We start from the raw sequence: 16,688 nt of genomic DNA, 5'->3' as shown, positions 1-16,688 counted from the left end.
GAGCAGGTATGATTGGATTTATGAGCTCTCAGCAGGCAAGTAGTATATAAATAATAAGCATGAAGTGGAATAGTAGGACAAAATTACCCTAAAAAACTAACATAATAATCAATAGTGTTAACTTGTGGTTTTTTATTCTTTTTGTGTGGTAATTTTTGGGTTTTTTATAGTTTATTAAACTGCCTTTTGGTTGTGCAATTATCCAGCGCCAAAAAAAAGCTGAGCACTTGCTCAGCTTTTTTATTACAAATGAAGCGATTAGCCTGTGTTGCGCATGCCAGCTGCAATACCAGCAATTGTCACCATTAGCGCTTCTTCTAGGTTTGCAGATGCTTCTTCGGTTTGGCGTGTACGGTATAGCAACTCGGCTTGTAGCATGTTCAATGGCTCAACGTAGATGTTGCGCAAGCGAATCGATTCGAGTCCCCAAGGGTCATGCTGCATCAAGTTTTCGTTGTTCTCTACATTCAGTACTGCTTTGATATCTTCTTGAAGCTGAGCGCGAAGCTTTTCACCGAGTGGACGGAGTGATTCATCCACCAATCGCTCATCGTAATAGCGAGAAATATCGATATTACACTTCGAGTACACCATTTCTAACATGCCAAGGCGAGTCGAGAAGAACGGCCATTCACGACACATCTCTTCGAGCAGCGCTTGGTGACCTTTATCGATCGAGTATTGAATCGCTTCACCCGCACCTAACCATGCTGGAAGTACCAAACGATTTTGGCTCCACGAGAATATCCACGGGATTGCACGTAAGCTTTCCACTCCGCCCTTCGGATTACGTTTTGCAGGACGAGAGCCAAGTGGCAACTTACCGAGCTCGAGCTCTGGTGTCGCTTGACGGAAGTAAGGCACAAAATCAGGCTCGCCGCGAACTACGTTGCGATAAGACTCGCAGCTAACTTCTGATAGCACTTCCATTAAGTCGCGCCATTCTTGTTTTGGCTCTGGTGGTGGCAATAGGTTGGCTTCTAGAATCGCGCTCGCGTAAAGGTTAAAACTGTTTACAGCGACATCTGGAAGGCCCAGTTTAAAGCGGATCATCTCGCCTTGTTCTGTTACGCGCAAACCACCTTTCAAGCTTTTTGGTGGTTGAGACAGAAGTGCTGCGTGTGCTGGCGCGCCGCCGCGGCCTACTGTACCGCCACGACCGTGGAATAGAGTCAGTTCAACACCTTCTTCTTCCGCCACTTTTACTAACGACTCCATTGCATGGTACTGAGCCCAGCCTGCAGACATGACACCCGCATCTTTCGCTGAGTCAGAGTAACCAATCATGACCATTTGGTGGTTTTGGATAAAGCCACGGTATAGGTCGATACCCATCAGCTGTTTGATGACCGATTCTGCATTGTTCAAGTCCTCTAGCGTCTCGAATAATGGGCAAACATCCATACGATATGGGCAGCCTGCTTCTTGCAGAAGTAGGTGGACTGCTAACACATCCGATGCAGTGCGTGCCATAGAAATAACGTAGGCACCGAATGCTTCACGCGGTTGTGCTGCAATAATCTTACAGGTGTCCAAAACCTCTTTGACAGGTTCTGATGGTTCCCAATCACGAGGCAGAAGAGGACGTTTAGATGCGAGTTCGTTGGTTAGGAAAGCAATCTTATCTTGCTCGCTCCATTGTTCGTAATCACCAATGCCTAAGTAGCGGGTTAATTCAGACAATACGTCTGAATGACGCGTGCTCTCTTGGCGGATATCAAGGCGAACAAGATGAATACCAAATGCTTTTACGCGGCGCAATGTATCCAGTAGAGAGCCATTTGCGATCACACCCATGCCACATTCATTTAGCGACTGGTAACAGGCATACAGAGGTTCCCAAAGTTGCTCGACTTTTTGCAACGGAGCTTTAACGGCCAGTTTTTGACCATGGATTTTAGCATCGAGAATATCTTTGGTTTCGTTCAATAGTGAGCGAAGTTGTTTCAGGATTGCACGATATGGTTCGTGCTGATCTTCGCCAGCAAGTTCACGAACTTGATCGTTTGAAACCGTCATAGACAGTTCACTGATCAACTCGTTGATGTCATTGAGATAAAGATCTGCGGCTTTCCAACGAGACAGAAGCAATACTTCACGTGTCACGCTATGAGTGACAAACGGGTTACCGTCGCGGTCGCCCCCCATCCAAGAAGAGAAGTGCACAGGGCGCGCATCAATTGGTAAACCTTCACCCAAGTAAGACTTCAGACGATCATTCATTTCACGTAAGAAGTCTGGCACCGCTTCCCATAGTGAGTTTTCAACGACTGCAAAACCCCATTTTGCTTCATCCAGCGGAGTAGGGCGCTGTTGTCGAATTACGTCTGAATGCCAGCTTTGCGCGATCAGTTGCTCTAAACGACGCTCGGTTTTCTTGCGCTCTTTAGAAGAAAGATCACTCAGTTCCAACTTTGATAAGCACTCGTTGATCTTGACCAACTTGTTGATCATCGTGCGACGCGTGATTTCCGTTGGGTGAGCCGTCAATACCAATTCAATATTCAGATCACGAACCGCTTGCGCAGTGTCCAGTTTGCTCACATCGTTTTGTACCAGTTTAGAAAACAGCGAGTTAATCGCGTCTGGTTCACAAATGTGCTCTTCACAATGGCGTGAAATCGTGTGGTATTGCTCAGCAATATTGGTGAGATTTAGAAATTGGTTAAACGCACGGGTAACGGGCGTTAGCTGCTCATCGGGTAGGTGTTTGATTTCTTCTATCAAGCTTTCCCTGTCTGCTTGATTACCTGCTTGAGCCGATTTGGATAATTTACGAATGGTTTCCACTTTCTCGAAGATTTCTTCGCCATGGGCATCGCGAATGGTGTTACCCAATAAGTGGCCTAACATGCGCACATTACTTTTGAGTGCGGCGTATTTCTCGTTCATTGTCGTCCTGCCTCGTAAAAAAACTACATCCATTGTCCTTGTTAAGACTCCAATCTAGCGAAAAGCACCAGTTATAGTCAAATAAAGCAGACTAAGTTTGCAATTATTCCGCTGTCTCCTGATTTAGAGCAAATTTACGGCAGCTGTAGAATAAGAAGTGAAAATTAATTACAAAATAACAAGTTAAAGAAGTGTTAAGGCTAGCGCTAAATTGTGAAGATAAAAAGATGCAGCTCAATCGAGCTGCACTGACTTTTGAGTTTATTCGCGTATTAACAGCAATACTTGACCATTGCCTTTGAAAGCACATCAATTGTGGGCTCGATAAAATCAAATGAGAGAAACTCATCCGGTTGGTGCGCTTGGTCAATTGAACCCGGGCCAAGAACTAAGGTTGGACAGAGCTGTTGTAAGAAGGGCGCCTCAGTACAGTAGTTCACGGTTTCTGAACTGGTTTGGCAGATCTCTTCAACACCACCGATAAATGGGTGGTCATGTTGGCATTCGTAACCCGGAATTGGTTCATGTAACGGAATTATCTCCAAGCGTCCAGGCCACTTTGCTTCGACTTCTTTTAATGCTCCGCGCAGCATATTTTCTAGGCCATCCAGGCTGATCCCTGGTAGTGGGCGAACATCATAGTGCAGCTCACAGCAACCACAAATACGGTTAGCGCTGTCACCGCCGTGAATGTGTCCAAGGTTTAGGGTAGGGCTTGGAATGGCAAAACCCGGATGGTGGTATTCTTTCACCAATTTATCGCGCAGTTGCATCATGGCAAACATCACTTCATGCATGATCTCAATCGCGTTAACGCCTAAGGCAGGATCGGATGAATGGCCTGACTTACCCGTGACCCGAATTGCATTCGCCACATGACCTTTGTGGCCGCGAATAGGAACGAGGCTGGTGGGCTCACCAATAATGCAGTAATCCGGCTTAAAAGGGGCGTTTACGGTGAAATGTCGTGCACCCAACATGGTGGTTTCTTCGTCACAAGTGGCTAATACGTATAGCGGCTTGGTCTGCTTACTCCAGTCGACTTTTTTGACGGCTTCGTAAATAAAGGCAAAAAAGCCCTTCATGTCTGCCGTGCCTAAACCGTAAAAGCGGTTGTCTTTTTCAGTCAGCTTATGTGGATCAAAGTTCCATCGCCCTTGATCGAATGGCACGGTATCACTGTGGCCAGCAAGTAAAAGGCCGCCTTCACCCTCTCCCATACGCGCGATCATATTGTGCTTGCCTGGCTCCACCTCGATCACTTCAACGTTGAAGCCCAGATCTTTAAACCAAGATGCGAGTTTTTCGATGACTTTTGCATTGCCCTGATCCCAGCTCGGATCCGTGGAGCTGATAGAAGAGGTGCTGATGAGTCCTTCATAGACCTCTAGAAAAGTTGGTAATTGCATGGATTCTTCAAATCTCCTGTTGACAGACAGACCACAAAAATGTAAAACACATATTAAATCATATTTAATGAATAAAAAATCAAAATAAAGCAAAAATTAAATATGAATAGTCATTTAAGCCTTTAAGTATATGGATGTCACACAATGCTAAAAACCACGATTATTGGAGCCAGCGGTTACACCGGCGCAGAGTTAGCGTTAATGGTTAATAAACACCCACAACTCACGCTATCAGGTTTATACGTTTCCGCCAACAGTGTTGATGCAGGAAAGAATATTGCGCAGCTGCACGGTAAGTTAGCAGGCATCATTGATATGCCGGTCTCGCCACTAACGGATCCACTGCAAATCGCTCAAGAATCGGATGTGGTGTTTTTAGCAACGGCTCATGAGGTGAGCCACGATCTAGCCCCAACTTTCTTGGAGGCAGGCTGTCAGGTATTCGATTTATCGGGGGCATTCCGCGTCCAAAGTGAAGGTTTTTACAACACCTTTTATGGCTTCGAGCATCAACATAATAACTGGCTAGATAAAGCTGCATACGGCTTAGCAGAGTGGAACCAGGAATCAATTAAAACTGCTCCCTTAGTTGCTGTAGCAGGTTGCTACCCGACTGCTTCGCAGTTAGCCATCAAACCTCTACTCGAAAATACATTAGTGGATACCAATCAATGGCCTGTCATTAACGCGACCAGCGGTGTGTCCGGAGCTGGGCGTAAAGCTTCTATGGTGAACAGTTTCTGTGAAGTGAGCTTGCAACCTTATGGTGTATTTACTCATCGTCACCAACCAGAAATTGCTCAGCACTTAGGTTGCGATGTGATTTTTACTCCGCACCTAGGCAACTTTAAACGCGGCATTCTTGCCACGATCACCATGAAGCTAGCATCAGGCGTTACAGAGCAACAAGTCGCTCAAGCATTTGAACAAGCTTATCTAGGAAAGCCTGCCGTGCGTTTAAAAGGCGATGGCATTCCACGTATTCAGGATGTCGAAAATACCCCTTTCTGCGATATCGGCTGGAAGGTACAAGGCGAACACATCATTGTGATTTCAGCTATCGACAACCTACTTAAAGGTGCATCAAGTCAAGCGATGCAATGTCTCAATATTCATTATGGTTACCCAGAACTGACAGCGTTGCTGTAGTCGTTGAAAGAGGGAAATGCGATGACGCAAACCAATCAAGCTCCTTTAGTCATTAAGCTAGGCGGTGCTGCTCTATCTTGCACTCAAACCTTAAGCCAACTGTTTGGTGCCATTGCGGCTTACCAAAAATCGGCACAGCGACAAATCGCCATCGTTCATGGCGGTGGCTACCTAGTTGATGAGTTGATGGCAAAGCTTCAGCTTGAAACCGTAAAGAAAAACGGTTTACGCGTAACGCCTTACGATCAAATTCCGGTGATTGCAGGCGCGCTTGCAGGCACAGCGAATAAGCTACTTCAAGGTCAAGCCATCGCAGATGGACTCAATGCAGTAGGTCTTAGCCTCGCCGATGGTGGTTTGTGTCTTGTTGAAGAACTTGACCCAGAGTTGGGCGCGGTAGGTAAAGCATCACCGGGTGATTCAACGCTATTACAAGCTGTATTAAACACAGGTGCACTGCCGATCATCAGTTCAATTGGCTTAACCACAGATGGCCAGATGATGAATGTGAATGCTGACCAAGCCGCAGTCGCGGTGGCAGGTGCTCTCGATGCTGAATTAGTCCTGTTGTCAGATGTGAGTGGCGTACTCGATGGCAAAGGGCATTTGATCAAAACGCTATCTGAGCAAGAAGCCGATGCATTGATCAAAGGGCAGGTGATCACAGACGGCATGATCGTCAAAGTTAAAGCTGCTTTGGAGGCGGCCAATGATCTTGGTCGTCCTATCGAAGTCGCGACCTGGCGTTACCCAGAAAAATTAGTACAGCTATTCGCTGGTGAAAGTATTGGAACGCAATTTTTGCCTCAATAAGCATCAGCAAAAGAATTCAATATTAGGAAGTAGTAGTTGGCACTGACCGCCGAGCGCAGCGCCAGTTAAGTTTGGAGAAGAAAGATGAGCAAAGTGAACGTAAATAAAGTGGTAGTCGCATACTCAGGCGGTCTAGATACCTCAGTAATTATCCCGTGGCTAAAAGAGAACTACGATTGTGAAGTCGTTGCTTTCGTTGCCGATGTTGGTCAAGGCGCAGAAGAGCTAGAAGGTATTGAAGAGAAAGCAAAAGCTTCAGGTGCTTCTGAGTGTTACATCGCTGATCTGAAAGAAGAGATGGTGGCGGATTACATTTACCCAACGCTAAAAACCGGCGCGTACTACGAAGGTAAGTACCTGCTGGGTACATCAATGGCGCGTCCAATTATTGCTAAAGCACAGGTTGAAGTCGCACGTAAAGTGGGCGCGGACGCATTGTGTCACGGCTGTACAGGTAAAGGTAATGACCAAGTTCGTTTCGAAGGCGCATTCGCAGCACTAGCACCAGATCTACAAGTGATTGCCCCTTGGCGTGAATGGGACCTAGTGAGCCGTGAAGAATGTTTAGATTACCTAGCTGAGCGTAACATTCCTTGTTCAGCGTCTCTTACTAAGATCTACTCACGTGATGCAAATGCATGGCACATTTCCACTGAAGGTGGCGTCCTAGAGGATACGTGGAACGCACCAAACGAAGATTGCTGGGTATGGACTGTAGACCCAGAGCAAGCACCAAATGAAGCGGAATACGTCACGCTGAAAGTAGAAAAAGGTGAGGTGGTCGAAGTTGATGGCGAAGCGATGACACCATACAACGCGTTGGTTTATCTAAACGAAAAAGGTGCGAAGCACGGTGTTGGTCGTATCGATATCGTTGAAAACCGTCTAGTAGGAATGAAATCTCGTGGCTGCTACGAAACACCGGGAGGCACCATCATGATGGAAGCGCTGCGTGCCGTTGAACAGCTCGTGCTAGACAAATCATCATTCGAATTCCGTGAAGAGCTGGGTCTAAAAGCGTCTCATCTTGTGTACGATGGCCGTTGGTTTACGCCACTATGTAAGTCTATCCTTGCCGCTTCAGAAGAGCTAGCGCAAGACGTGAATGGCGAAGTGGTTGTTAAGCTCTACAAAGGCCAAGCCACGGTAACGCAAAAACGTTCTGACAACAGCTTGTACTCAGAAGAGTTCGCGACTTTTGGTGAAGATGAGGTTTACGACCAAAGCCATGCGGGTGGTTTCATCCGTCTTTACTCGCTATCAAGCCGTATCCGTGCGTTGAACAGCCAGAAGAAATAATCTCTCCACATCTCGGATTGAGTAAAGACCTGCTATTGGATAGCAGGTCTTTTTTTGTTGGCTTACGTCTACGAGCACAAAGATGCAAATGCATTCCGTTTGAATATATATGTAAAAATATTGAATTTATACTTTATTTTTTGTCGAAATTGCCGTAACGTTGACCCATAAGAAAAAGTGAGCAAATGACCATCAAATTGGTTACTACTCATTCGAGAACGTTAGAGTAAGCAATAGTCATCAGGAGAAACGCAATGGCATTATGGGGCGGAAGATTTACCCAAGCGGCAGACACTAGATTTAAAGAGTTTAACGATTCGTTGCGTTTTGACTACCGATTGGCTGAGCAAGACATCGTAGGTTCAATCGCATGGTCTAAAGCTCTGCTTTCTGTAGATGTTCTATCGGTAGAAGAACAGCAAAAGCTGGAACTTGCTTTAAACGAGCTGAAGTTGGAAGTGATGGAAGATCCTCATCAAATTCTTCGCTCAGATGCAGAAGATATCCACTCGTGGGTTGAACAGCAGCTGATTAGTAAAGTAGGAGATTTAGGTAAAAAACTCCACACTGGGCGTTCTCGTAATGACCAAGTAGCGACAGACCTAAAACTTTGGTGTCGTCAGCAAGGCCAGCAACTGTTGATTGCTTTAGATCGTCTGCAATCGCAAATGGTTCATGTTGCTAAGCAGCACCAAGGCACTGTATTGCCTGGCTATACTCATCTTCAGCGCGCTCAACCTGTCACCTTTGCTCACTGGTGTTTGGCTTATGTTGAAATGTTCGAGCGTGACTACTCTCGTCTGAATGATGCCTTACAGCGTCTCGACACTTGTCCACTTGGTTCGGGTGCTTTAGCTGGCACGGCTTATCCGATTGATCGTGAACAGTTAGCTCATAACCTTGGTTTCCACCGCGCTACGCGTAATTCACTCGATTCGGTTTCGGATCGTGATCATGTGATGGAACTGATGTCGGTGGCCTCGATTTCTATGTTGCACCTTTCTCGTCTTGCAGAAGATATGATCTTCTACAACTCAGGGGAGTCTAACTTTATTGAGTTAGCGGATACGGTGACGTCTGGTTCGTCATTGATGCCACAGAAGAAAAATCCGGATGCACTTGAGTTGATCCGTGGTAAGACAGGGCGTGTCTATGGCGCATTATCGAGCATGATGATGACAGTGAAAGCCTTACCATTGGCGTACAACAAAGACATGCAAGAAGATAAAGAAGGGTTGTTTGATGCGTTAGACACATGGAATGATTGCATGGAAATGGCAGCGCTGTGTTTTGATGGCATTAAAGTGAATGGTGAGCGTACGCTTGAAGCTGCGAAGCAAGGGTATGCGAACGCGACTGAGTTAGCTGATTACTTAGTGGCGAAAGGCATCCCATTCCGTGAGGCGCACCATATTGTGGGCGTAGCGGTGGTAGGGGCAATTGACAAAGGCTGTGCGCTGGAAGAATTGTCTCTGCAAGAGCTAAAAGCCTTCTCTGAGGTGATTGAAGATGATGTGTATGACATTCTGACGATAGAGTCTTGTTTGGAAAAACGTTGTGCGCTGGGTGGCGTTTCGCCTCACCAAGTCGCTTATGCGGTAGAGCAAGCGGATAAACGTCTGAGCCAGCGTGACAGCTCGGCAGTGAAAGTGCGTCCTGCACGTTTGACGGACATTGAAACACTAGAGGGCATGGTGGCTTATTGGGCGAACCTCGGTGAGAATCTACCCCGCTCTCGAAATGAGCTCGTGAGAGATATTGGCTCCTTCGCGGTGGCTGAGCATCATGGTGAAGTGACAGGTTGCGCTTCTCTATATGTGTATGACTCAGGGTTGGCTGAAATACGCTCTCTTGGTATCGAAGCAGGCTGGCAAGGTCAAGGACAGGGCAGTGCAATCGTAAATCACTTGGTTGAGAAAGCACGTCAAATGGCGATAAAGAAGGTCTTTGTCCTCACTCGAACGCCAGAGTTCTTTATGAAGCAGAGCTTCTTACCAACATCGAAGTCGCTGTTGCCAGAAAAAGTCTTGAAAGATTGCGATCAGTGTCCACGTCAGCACGCGTGTGATGAAGTGGCGCTAGAGATCAATTTAATGGAGCAAGTGATCCAAAAATCGTATGTGGCATGAGCTGAAATTTCGGAGTGATTTTATTAGCATTCAATGACATAGTTATTTTCTGATTCACTTACATCAGTATTTGCTAAAAAAATCGAAAAAATTTGGAACCTTTGAGAGGAAGCTCGGTCTATTAAAGTACCACTGCTTTTTCTTAGAAGAATCTAAGAGAGCCCCAGAACTGATATTGGTTTTGGGGCTTTTTTCTATCTGCCACTTTACTCTTTTTTATCCGTCTCTTTTCGTCCTCGCCGACGTTGCCACGGCAAGATGACAAAACGCATCCATAAATGCAAAAACAATAAAATATTGAAAGCGAAACCAGCAAAGATCAAAGCGATCGACTCGATGCTTTGTGGATCATCTTTGAACGCAAACCACCACACAATCCAGCACAGTACCGAAAGCACCGTTAACTGATCCAAGCATCGTTGGCAACGCCCAAGCTTTTTCCAAAACCAATGTTCCTCGCAACGGCGACAAGTCATAGTGTTTTCCAAGGCATCAGTGTTGCTTCAGATTATATACCTAACACAAAGAGAGAAAGCGTTTTTTGTCGCAGCTTAGAGCGCAGGAACACAACCAAAAATGGAAAGTTAGCTTTGTAGAGCTTATGTAGCACGTGATTGATGTATGGTGCGCTGTCAGTCTTTAATAGGAAAAATAATCATGTCGACAGAATTGAAATTTGCGCTGAGTATCGCTGGTGGCTTTTTTACGATCGGTGTAGTCGCGATCATCATGGTAAGTCGTTACGCAATGATGGCAGTGTAGTACTTATGTAATCGCCTCAAAGTAGTCAACAGAAAGCCTCGTTAATCACGAGGCTTTCTGTTTTGTTTGGTATGTAAAGACTGGCTCGATTGAGCATGAAAGCGTTAGCAACCAGGCCCACAGTCAAGGCAATGTTTCACCATTCCTGGCCCTAAGTGTAGTTTTGCATTCAAATCACGTAGAGCGGTGCGGACACCCTCTTCGATCACTGGATGATAGAAGGGCATATCTAGCATCTCAGAAATCGTCATTCTATTTTGGTGTGCCCAAGCCAAAAGATGCGCGAGATGTTCTGCGTTCGGCCCCATCATCTCTGCACCTAAAAAGCGTCCAGTGCCTTGCTCGCCATAGACATGTAACATCCCTTTGTTTCGTAGCATGACGCGTGAACGTCCTTGATTCTCAAACGAGACTTCACCAGTAACAAAACAACCACAGCTTCCTAAGCGAGTTTCCAGTTGTTTGAAAGTTTCACCGACCATAGCTATTTGCGGATCGGAGAATACAGCTGAAATTGGCGAACGACGCAGACCTGCACGAATATCCGGGAAACGACCAGAATTGTCACCAGCAATGCGGCCTTGGTCAGCGGCTTCGTGCAGCAATGGAACTTGGTTACTTGCATCACCCGCAATAAAAATACTCTCTACGGAGGTTTGCAATGTGTAGTGATCTGCGGTTGGTACACCGCGTTCATCTAATGCCACATTGGTGTTCTCGATCGCTAGCTTATCTACGTTTGGACGTCGTCCAGTGGCTGCTAAAACGTAATCAACAATAAAGGTTTCTAATTCACCGTCGTGGTTAATGAATTTGATTTCAACTTTATCTGCGCCTGCTGCATTCGATGATGGTATGCGCTTCATGCTTTCTACTTTTACATCGGCATCAAGATAGAACTCTTCTTTAAAAGTTTTATCTGCATAAGCCATCACTTCTGGATCTGTCAGTGGACCAACTTGACCACCAAGACCAAAGAGCTTCACTTTCACCCCTAGGCGGTGCAATGCTTGACCGAGTTCAAGACCGATCACTCCAGGGCCAAATACCGCAACGGACTCAGGCAAATCATCCCAATCAAAGACATCATCATTCATTACGAGACGGTCACCCAACTCATTCCAAGCTGCTGGATAAGCAGGACGAGAGCCCGTGGCGATCACAATCCGTTTTGCGGTGACCTGAGTATGATCATCTATGATGAGAGTGTGGTCATCGGCAAACTTCGCGTAGCCCGATAGTTTGTCTTCAGCGGGAATATCATCGACACTTTCAAGTACAAAGCCAACAAAACGATCGCGTTCGCGCTTTACACGATCCATAACTTCTTGTCCGTTAATGCGTATTTCACCTTGCGGATGGATCCCAAATCCAGGCGCTTTTTCGATTTGGTGGACACTTTCTGCGGCCGCAATCAACAGCTTAGAGGGCATGCAACCGACGCGAGCACAGGTTGTTCCGTAAGGGCCGCCTTCAATCATTACTACGCTATTAGTATGAGCTTTTGCTGCTCGATAAGCGCCAAGACCAGCAGTGCCACCACCAATAATCGCTACGTCGACATTAACTTGTTTCATCGTGAACTCTCGCTTTTTGTTTTTAAGCCAAGCTAGCTACATTGAGCTTGGAGAGTGAATTGGGTCGTTGAATCTGTATAAGGAGTCACCTTATCGGTAGACGACTACTTATCTAGACTAGTAGAAGAAGTGAGTTAGGGTTGGCCTCCGAGCCAAGGCACCGGAGACCAAGGGTGTAGGCTATGGACAGCTTAGCCTAGATACGCTTCTAGCTCTTCGCTACCGCCGATGTGCTTGCCACCGATAAAGACTTGTGGAACAGTCGTGCGACCAGATATAGCTCGTAGACTAACTGTCGTTGCGTCTTTACCCAGAATCACTTCTTCATATTGAAGACCGTGGTCAATCAGGTTTTGTTTCGCTTTCATACAGAAAGGGCAGCCTGGTTTAGTGAACACCGTGATGGATTCTTGCGTTTTGTAGTCAGGCGCTATGTAATTCAGCATCGTATCTGCGTCTGACACCTTGAATGGGTCGCCTGGTTCGTTTGGCTCAATGAACATTTTTTCCACTACGCCATCTTTTACTAGCATGCTGTAACGCCATGAACGTTTGCCAAAGCCGATGTCGTTTTTATCCACTAACATGCCCATGCCATCGGTGAACTCACCATTACCGTCAGGAATGAAGGTGATGTTTTCTGCTTCTTGGTCTTGTTTCCATGCATTCATCACGAACGTATCATTGACTGAGACACAAATAATCTCATCCACTCCGTGCTCTTTAAATACAGGGAACAATTCGTTGTAACGAGGTAGATGGCTTGATGAACAGGTTGGAGTAAATGCACCCGGTAAGCTAAATACGATAACGGTCTTACCTTTAAATAGCTCATCAGTCGTTACATTCATCCAAGAGTCACCTTGACGAACTGGAAAAGTAACTTGAGGGACTTGTTGACCTTCTTTAGATACAAACATAATGATTTCCTTTAACTATTTTAAATTATGCGTATAGAGCTTAGCGTTTTTCTTTGCTCTGTTTCGTTCTGTTGACCCCATTATTGTAAAAATCCTTTGATAGCTCTAATCGTTTGGTGTTATGGTTTTGATAGGTATTAGCTATTGTTAAAAGAAGCGAATTGTGAGTTATGAATATTCGAGATTTTGAGTACTTAGTTGCACTTGCGGAACATAAGCACTTTCGCAAAGCGGCAGAAGCATGTTTTGTTAGCCAACCAACATTGAGTGGACAAATTCGTAAGCTAGAGGATGAACTCGGTACCACGCTTTTAGAGCGAAGCAGCCGTCGCGTTTTGTTTACCGATTCAGGGTTGCAGTTGGTGGAGCAAGCTAAGCGTATCTTAAGTGAAGTGAAAACTTTTAAAGATATGGCGAGTGGTCAGAGCGGAGCAATGACTGGGCCGATGCATATCGGTTTCATCCCGACGGTAGGTCCGTATCTACTACCCAAAATTCTGCCGCAGATAAAAGAAGCATTTCCTGAACTGGAGCTGTTCCTGCACGAAGCTCAAACACATCAGTTGGTGCGTCAATTAGAAGAAGGTAAATTGGACTGCTTGGTCTTGGCTTCGGTTGATGAAACGGCACCTTTTAAAGAAATCGAAGTGTATAACGAGCCGTTAAGCGTTGCGGTGCCATGTGATCATGAGTGGGCCTCTCTCGACCATGTTGATATGTTGGAGCTGAATGGTAAAACCGTTTTAGCGCTAGGAGACGGTCACTGTCTGCGTGATCAAGCGTTAGGTTTCTGTTTTGCTGCCGGAGCGAAAGACGATGAACGCTTTAAGGCAACCAGTTTGGAGACACTGCGGAATATGGTCGCTGCTGGTGCTGGGATTACGTTATTGCCTCAGCTTTCTATCCCCAATGAGAAGCAAAAAGATGGCGTGTGCTATGTACCAGCCGTTAACCCTACGCCTTCGCGCAATATAGTCCTTGTATATCGCCCGGGCTCACCACTGCGTGCAAGGTTTGAAGCTTTGGCGGCGAAGATTAAAGAAGTATTGGCTTCTTACCCTTCATTGAACGCCGCGGCGTAAAAGCCGACATAAAAAAGGGAGAGCGAATGCTCTCCCTTTTGCTTTAGTGATTTAGAACAGCTCTTCTGCGCCAGAGCCGGAAGAATAAATACTGTCTTCCAAACGGTCTCCAGCGTATTCGGTAGGCTCAGTGCCTTTTTCAAAGTATTCGAACATCGATGTGCTGTCTACTTTGTGCGTTAGCATGCCAGTGTTGCGATCAATACGAACACGAATGATGTTATCTGGAATATTTTTACCTTGCTCAGGTGTTTCTTCTAGTGCAACGCGCATAAAGTCAATCCAAGCGGGTTCTGCGGTTTTCGCACCCGATTCAGCACCAGAAATTTGGCCTTTGCCTAGGTTGCTATTAACCGTTGTGCGACCAAGGGCGCGTGAGTGATCATCAAAACCAACCCAAGCAATGGCAACAACACCAGGACCATAGCCGTTGTACCAAGCATCTTTGGAGTCATTCGTTGTACCCGTTTTACCACCGATATCACGACGCCCCAGTTTTTGTGCACGCCAGCCAGTACCGTTCCACCCCGTACCTTCACGCCAGTTACCACCACCCCAAATGTTGCTGTACATCATCTCACGCATCAAGAATGCATTTTGCTCAGAGATAACTTGTGGAGCATATTGAGGTTCATCATTTTCCAGTGCGTTGTCTGTTGCCAAACCATCAATCGCGACGTCTTGTTCGCCAAACTCATCGGCATAGCGATTGTCTGGCTGAGCGCTCATTTGTGGACAATCCTTATGACAAACGCTCTTTGGATTCGCTTTAAACAGCACTTCACCGAATGCATCTTCCACGCGTTCTACGTAGAACGGTTCGACGTAATAACCTCCGTTCGCAAATACAGAGTAGCCTTGTGCCACTTTCATTGGTGTTAAGCTACCAGCACCGAGCGCGATGGTCTCTGAACGTGGTACTTGGTTAATATCAAAACCAAAACGAGTAAGGTACTGACGAGTTTCATCAAGGCCTACTTCACGCAGCGTACGCACTGCCATCACGTTCTTTGACTGAGCTAAGCCGAGGCGAAGGCGAGTTGGACCGCCATAGGTTGGTGGTGAGTTTTTAGGTCGCCAAGCCGAACCAGAACCTGCGTCCCATTTGTTAATCGGCGCATCGTTGATCAGAGTGGCTAGGGTAAGTCCCTTGTCAATTGCGGCTGAGTAGATAAATGGTTTGATACTTGAGCCAACCTGACGCACTGACATAGTGGCACGGTTAAACTTACTATGAACAAAGTTAAAGCCACCCACTAACGACAATATCGCACCATTTTCCGGGTTCATCGCGACAAACGCGGTGTTCGCTGTTGGCACTTGGCTCAGTTTCCAGCTTTGTGTCGTGTTGTCATCTTCATTGGCTTCGCTCACTTCGCGAACCCAAACTTGTTGACCCGTCGCTAGCACATCATGCGCTGATTTTGGTGTTGAGCCTTGGCGGTTTTCGGTGATGTATTTACGTGCCCAATGCATTCCAGTCCAAGGAATGGTCTGCTCTTCATGGTTTTTAACCCAAACTTGTGCAGTCTTATCATCGACTTTTGTCACGACGGCAGGGTAAAGGTCACCATAAGTTGGCTGCTTCTTAAGATGCTTTTCTATTTGCTCGCTGTTCCAAGCGGTTTCACCTTCTTTCCAAAGCACTTTTTCCGCACCGCGGTAGCCGTGACGTTCATCGTATGACAGCAGATTATTTACCACGGATGTATTCGCGGCATCCTGCAGTTTAGAGTCCACCGTCATGTAGATATTCAAGCCAGAGGTATAGGCTTCTTCTTCACCGTACTCTTTCACGGCCCATGCACGAGCTAGTTCCGCCACATAAGGAGCTGAAAGTTCAATTTCAGCACTGTGGTAACGTGCCACGATAGGTTCGTTGCGTGCTTCGTCATACTGTTCTTGCGTGATGTATTTTTCATCAAGCATTCGCATTAACACGACGTTACGGCGTTTTGTCGCACGCTCAAGAGAGTAAATTGGGTTCATCGTTGATGGCGCTTTTGGCATCCCAGCGAGTGTCGCAAGTTCGCTTAACGTCAATTCATCAAGGCTCTTACCAAAGTAAACTTGAGCGGCCGCACCAAAACCATATGAGCGGTAACCAAGGAAGATTTTATTGACATAAAGTTCCATGATTTCTTGCTTACTCAGAAGCTGCTCAATGTGGATAGCAATGAAAATCTCTTTAATCTTACGCATGATCTTCTTCTCATTAGATAAGAAGAAGTTACGCGCTAGCTGTTGCGTAATGGTACTTGCGCCCTGCTTAGCGGAACCTGAAATCGCAACTACAACGGCTGCACGAGTGATGCCGATAGGATCGATACCTGGGTGTTCGTAAAAACGGCTATCTTCGGTTGCGATTAGCGCATGAATTAAGTCTTGAGGAATTTCATCATAAGTAACAGGAATACGACGCTTTTCACCGAACTGTGCGATCAGCTTCCCGTCTTGACTAAACACCTGCATAGGTGTTTGTAATTCAACGTCTTTTAGAGTTGCAACATCTGGCAATTCAGGCTTCACGTACTGATAGAAGCCAAATATTGTGGTGACTCCAAGAATTATGCAAATCAATGTTAAAAATAATAAACGCTTTATGAACTTCACCGGAGAATCCCTGATTGGTTGAGGCTGTGTAACGGCAAACCCT

The 16,688-nt window shown here is 46.2% G+C and carries 11 protein-coding genes; 5 read left to right on the top strand and 6 right to left on the bottom strand.

Going from position 1 to position 16,688, the window contains the following annotated elements:
• Positions 1-258 precede the first annotated feature (258 nt).
• Positions 259-2,892, bottom strand: coding sequence for a phosphoenolpyruvate carboxylase (gene ppc / locus CAG69_RS15110; RefSeq protein ID WP_161444913.1), 2,634 nt, complete (start codon positions 2,890-2,892; stop codon positions 259-261).
• 272 nt (positions 2,893-3,164) lie between these two features.
• Positions 3,165-4,301, bottom strand: coding sequence for an acetylornithine deacetylase (argE, locus tag CAG69_RS15105; protein ID WP_161444911.1), 1,137 nt, complete (start codon positions 4,299-4,301; stop codon positions 3,165-3,167).
• A gap of 144 nt (positions 4,302-4,445) precedes the next feature.
• Here argE and argC point away from each other — a divergent pair, with 144 nt between their 5' ends.
• The 4 genes from argC to argH all read left to right on the top strand — a co-directional run bounded on the left by argC (position 4,446) and on the right by argH (position 9,691).
• On the top strand, positions 4,446-5,450 hold the full coding sequence (gene argC, locus CAG69_RS15100) for an N-acetyl-gamma-glutamyl-phosphate reductase (RefSeq protein ID WP_161444909.1): 1,005 nt from the start codon (positions 4,446-4,448) through the stop codon (positions 5,448-5,450).
• A 21-nt stretch (positions 5,451-5,471) separates the two neighbouring features.
• Complete coding sequence (gene argB / locus CAG69_RS15095; RefSeq protein ID WP_046874627.1) at positions 5,472-6,263, top strand: acetylglutamate kinase; 792 nt, start codon at positions 5,472-5,474, stop codon at positions 6,261-6,263.
• An 84-nt stretch (positions 6,264-6,347) separates the two neighbouring features.
• Positions 6,348-7,562 (top strand): argininosuccinate synthase, encoded by a 1,215-nt coding sequence (locus CAG69_RS15090; protein ID WP_065645889.1) that lies wholly within the window; start codon positions 6,348-6,350, stop codon positions 7,560-7,562.
• 254 nt (positions 7,563-7,816) lie between these two features.
• The gene (gene argH / locus CAG69_RS15085) at positions 7,817-9,691 is read left to right on the top strand and encodes an argininosuccinate lyase (protein ID WP_161444907.1); all 1,875 of its coding nucleotides are present in this window, start codon (positions 7,817-7,819) and stop codon (positions 9,689-9,691) included.
• A 206-nt stretch (positions 9,692-9,897) separates the two neighbouring features.
• Here argH and CAG69_RS15080 read toward each other — a convergent pair whose 3' ends face one another.
• The 3 genes from CAG69_RS15080 to CAG69_RS15070 all read right to left on the bottom strand — a co-directional run bounded on the left by CAG69_RS15080 (position 9,898) and on the right by CAG69_RS15070 (position 12,950).
• Positions 9,898-10,167 (bottom strand): DUF3624 domain-containing protein, encoded by a 270-nt coding sequence (locus CAG69_RS15080; RefSeq protein ID WP_012841349.1) that lies wholly within the window; start codon positions 10,165-10,167, stop codon positions 9,898-9,900.
• Between the two features lie 390 nt (positions 10,168-10,557).
• A complete protein-coding gene (locus CAG69_RS15075; RefSeq protein ID WP_161444905.1) occupies positions 10,558-12,030 on the bottom strand; it encodes a dihydrolipoyl dehydrogenase in 1,473 nt (490 codons plus the stop codon).
• Between the two features lie 191 nt (positions 12,031-12,221).
• On the bottom strand, positions 12,222-12,950 hold the full coding sequence (locus CAG69_RS15070) for a redoxin family protein (RefSeq protein WP_005395721.1): 729 nt from the start codon (positions 12,948-12,950) through the stop codon (positions 12,222-12,224).
• Positions 12,951-13,120: 170 nt separating this feature from the next.
• Here CAG69_RS15070 and oxyR point away from each other — a divergent pair, with 170 nt between their 5' ends.
• Positions 13,121-14,032: a DNA-binding transcriptional regulator OxyR gene (oxyR, locus tag CAG69_RS15065; RefSeq protein WP_005395720.1), complete on the top strand. Its 912-nt coding sequence runs from the start codon at positions 13,121-13,123 to the stop codon at positions 14,030-14,032.
• Between the two features lie 51 nt (positions 14,033-14,083).
• Here oxyR and CAG69_RS15060 read toward each other — a convergent pair whose 3' ends face one another.
• The gene (locus CAG69_RS15060) at positions 14,084-16,645 is read right to left on the bottom strand and encodes a penicillin-binding protein 1A (RefSeq protein ID WP_161444903.1); all 2,562 of its coding nucleotides are present in this window, start codon (positions 16,643-16,645) and stop codon (positions 14,084-14,086) included.
• Positions 16,646-16,688 lie beyond the last annotated feature (43 nt).

This window comes from Vibrio sp. V43_P6S15P86, from assembly GCF_009904725.1.
In the GTDB taxonomy this organism is placed as follows: Bacteria; Pseudomonadota; Gammaproteobacteria; order Enterobacterales; family Vibrionaceae; genus Vibrio; species Vibrio diabolicus.
The sequence above is the reverse complement of the archived record's forward strand: the minus strand, read 5'-3'. Positions and strand labels throughout refer to the sequence as shown.

What these genes read in the sequence shown, in the direction of transcription:
- oxyR (WP_005395720.1), top strand. Translation starts at nt 13,121, where the DNA reads ATGAATATTCGAGATTTTGAGTACTTAGTTGCACTTGCGGAACATAAG.
- argB (WP_046874627.1), top strand. Translation starts at nt 5,472, where the DNA reads ATGACGCAAACCAATCAAGCTCCTTTAGTCATTAAGCTAGGCGGTGCT.
- CAG69_RS15080 (WP_012841349.1), bottom strand. Translation starts at nt 10,167, where the DNA reads ATGACTTGTCGCCGTTGCGAGGAACATTGGTTTTGGAAAAAGCTTGGG.
- CAG69_RS15075 (WP_161444905.1), bottom strand. Translation starts at nt 12,030, where the DNA reads ATGAAACAAGTTAATGTCGACGTAGCGATTATTGGTGGTGGCACTGCT.
- argH (WP_161444907.1), top strand. Translation starts at nt 7,817, where the DNA reads ATGGCATTATGGGGCGGAAGATTTACCCAAGCGGCAGACACTAGATTT.
- ppc (WP_161444913.1), bottom strand. Translation starts at nt 2,892, where the DNA reads ATGAACGAGAAATACGCCGCACTCAAAAGTAATGTGCGCATGTTAGGC.
- CAG69_RS15090 (WP_065645889.1), top strand. Translation starts at nt 6,348, where the DNA reads ATGAGCAAAGTGAACGTAAATAAAGTGGTAGTCGCATACTCAGGCGGT.
- argE (WP_161444911.1), bottom strand. Translation starts at nt 4,301, where the DNA reads ATGCAATTACCAACTTTTCTAGAGGTCTATGAAGGACTCATCAGCACC.
- argC (WP_161444909.1), top strand. Translation starts at nt 4,446, where the DNA reads ATGCTAAAAACCACGATTATTGGAGCCAGCGGTTACACCGGCGCAGAG.
- CAG69_RS15070 (WP_005395721.1), bottom strand. Translation starts at nt 12,950, where the DNA reads ATGTTTGTATCTAAAGAAGGTCAACAAGTCCCTCAAGTTACTTTTCCA.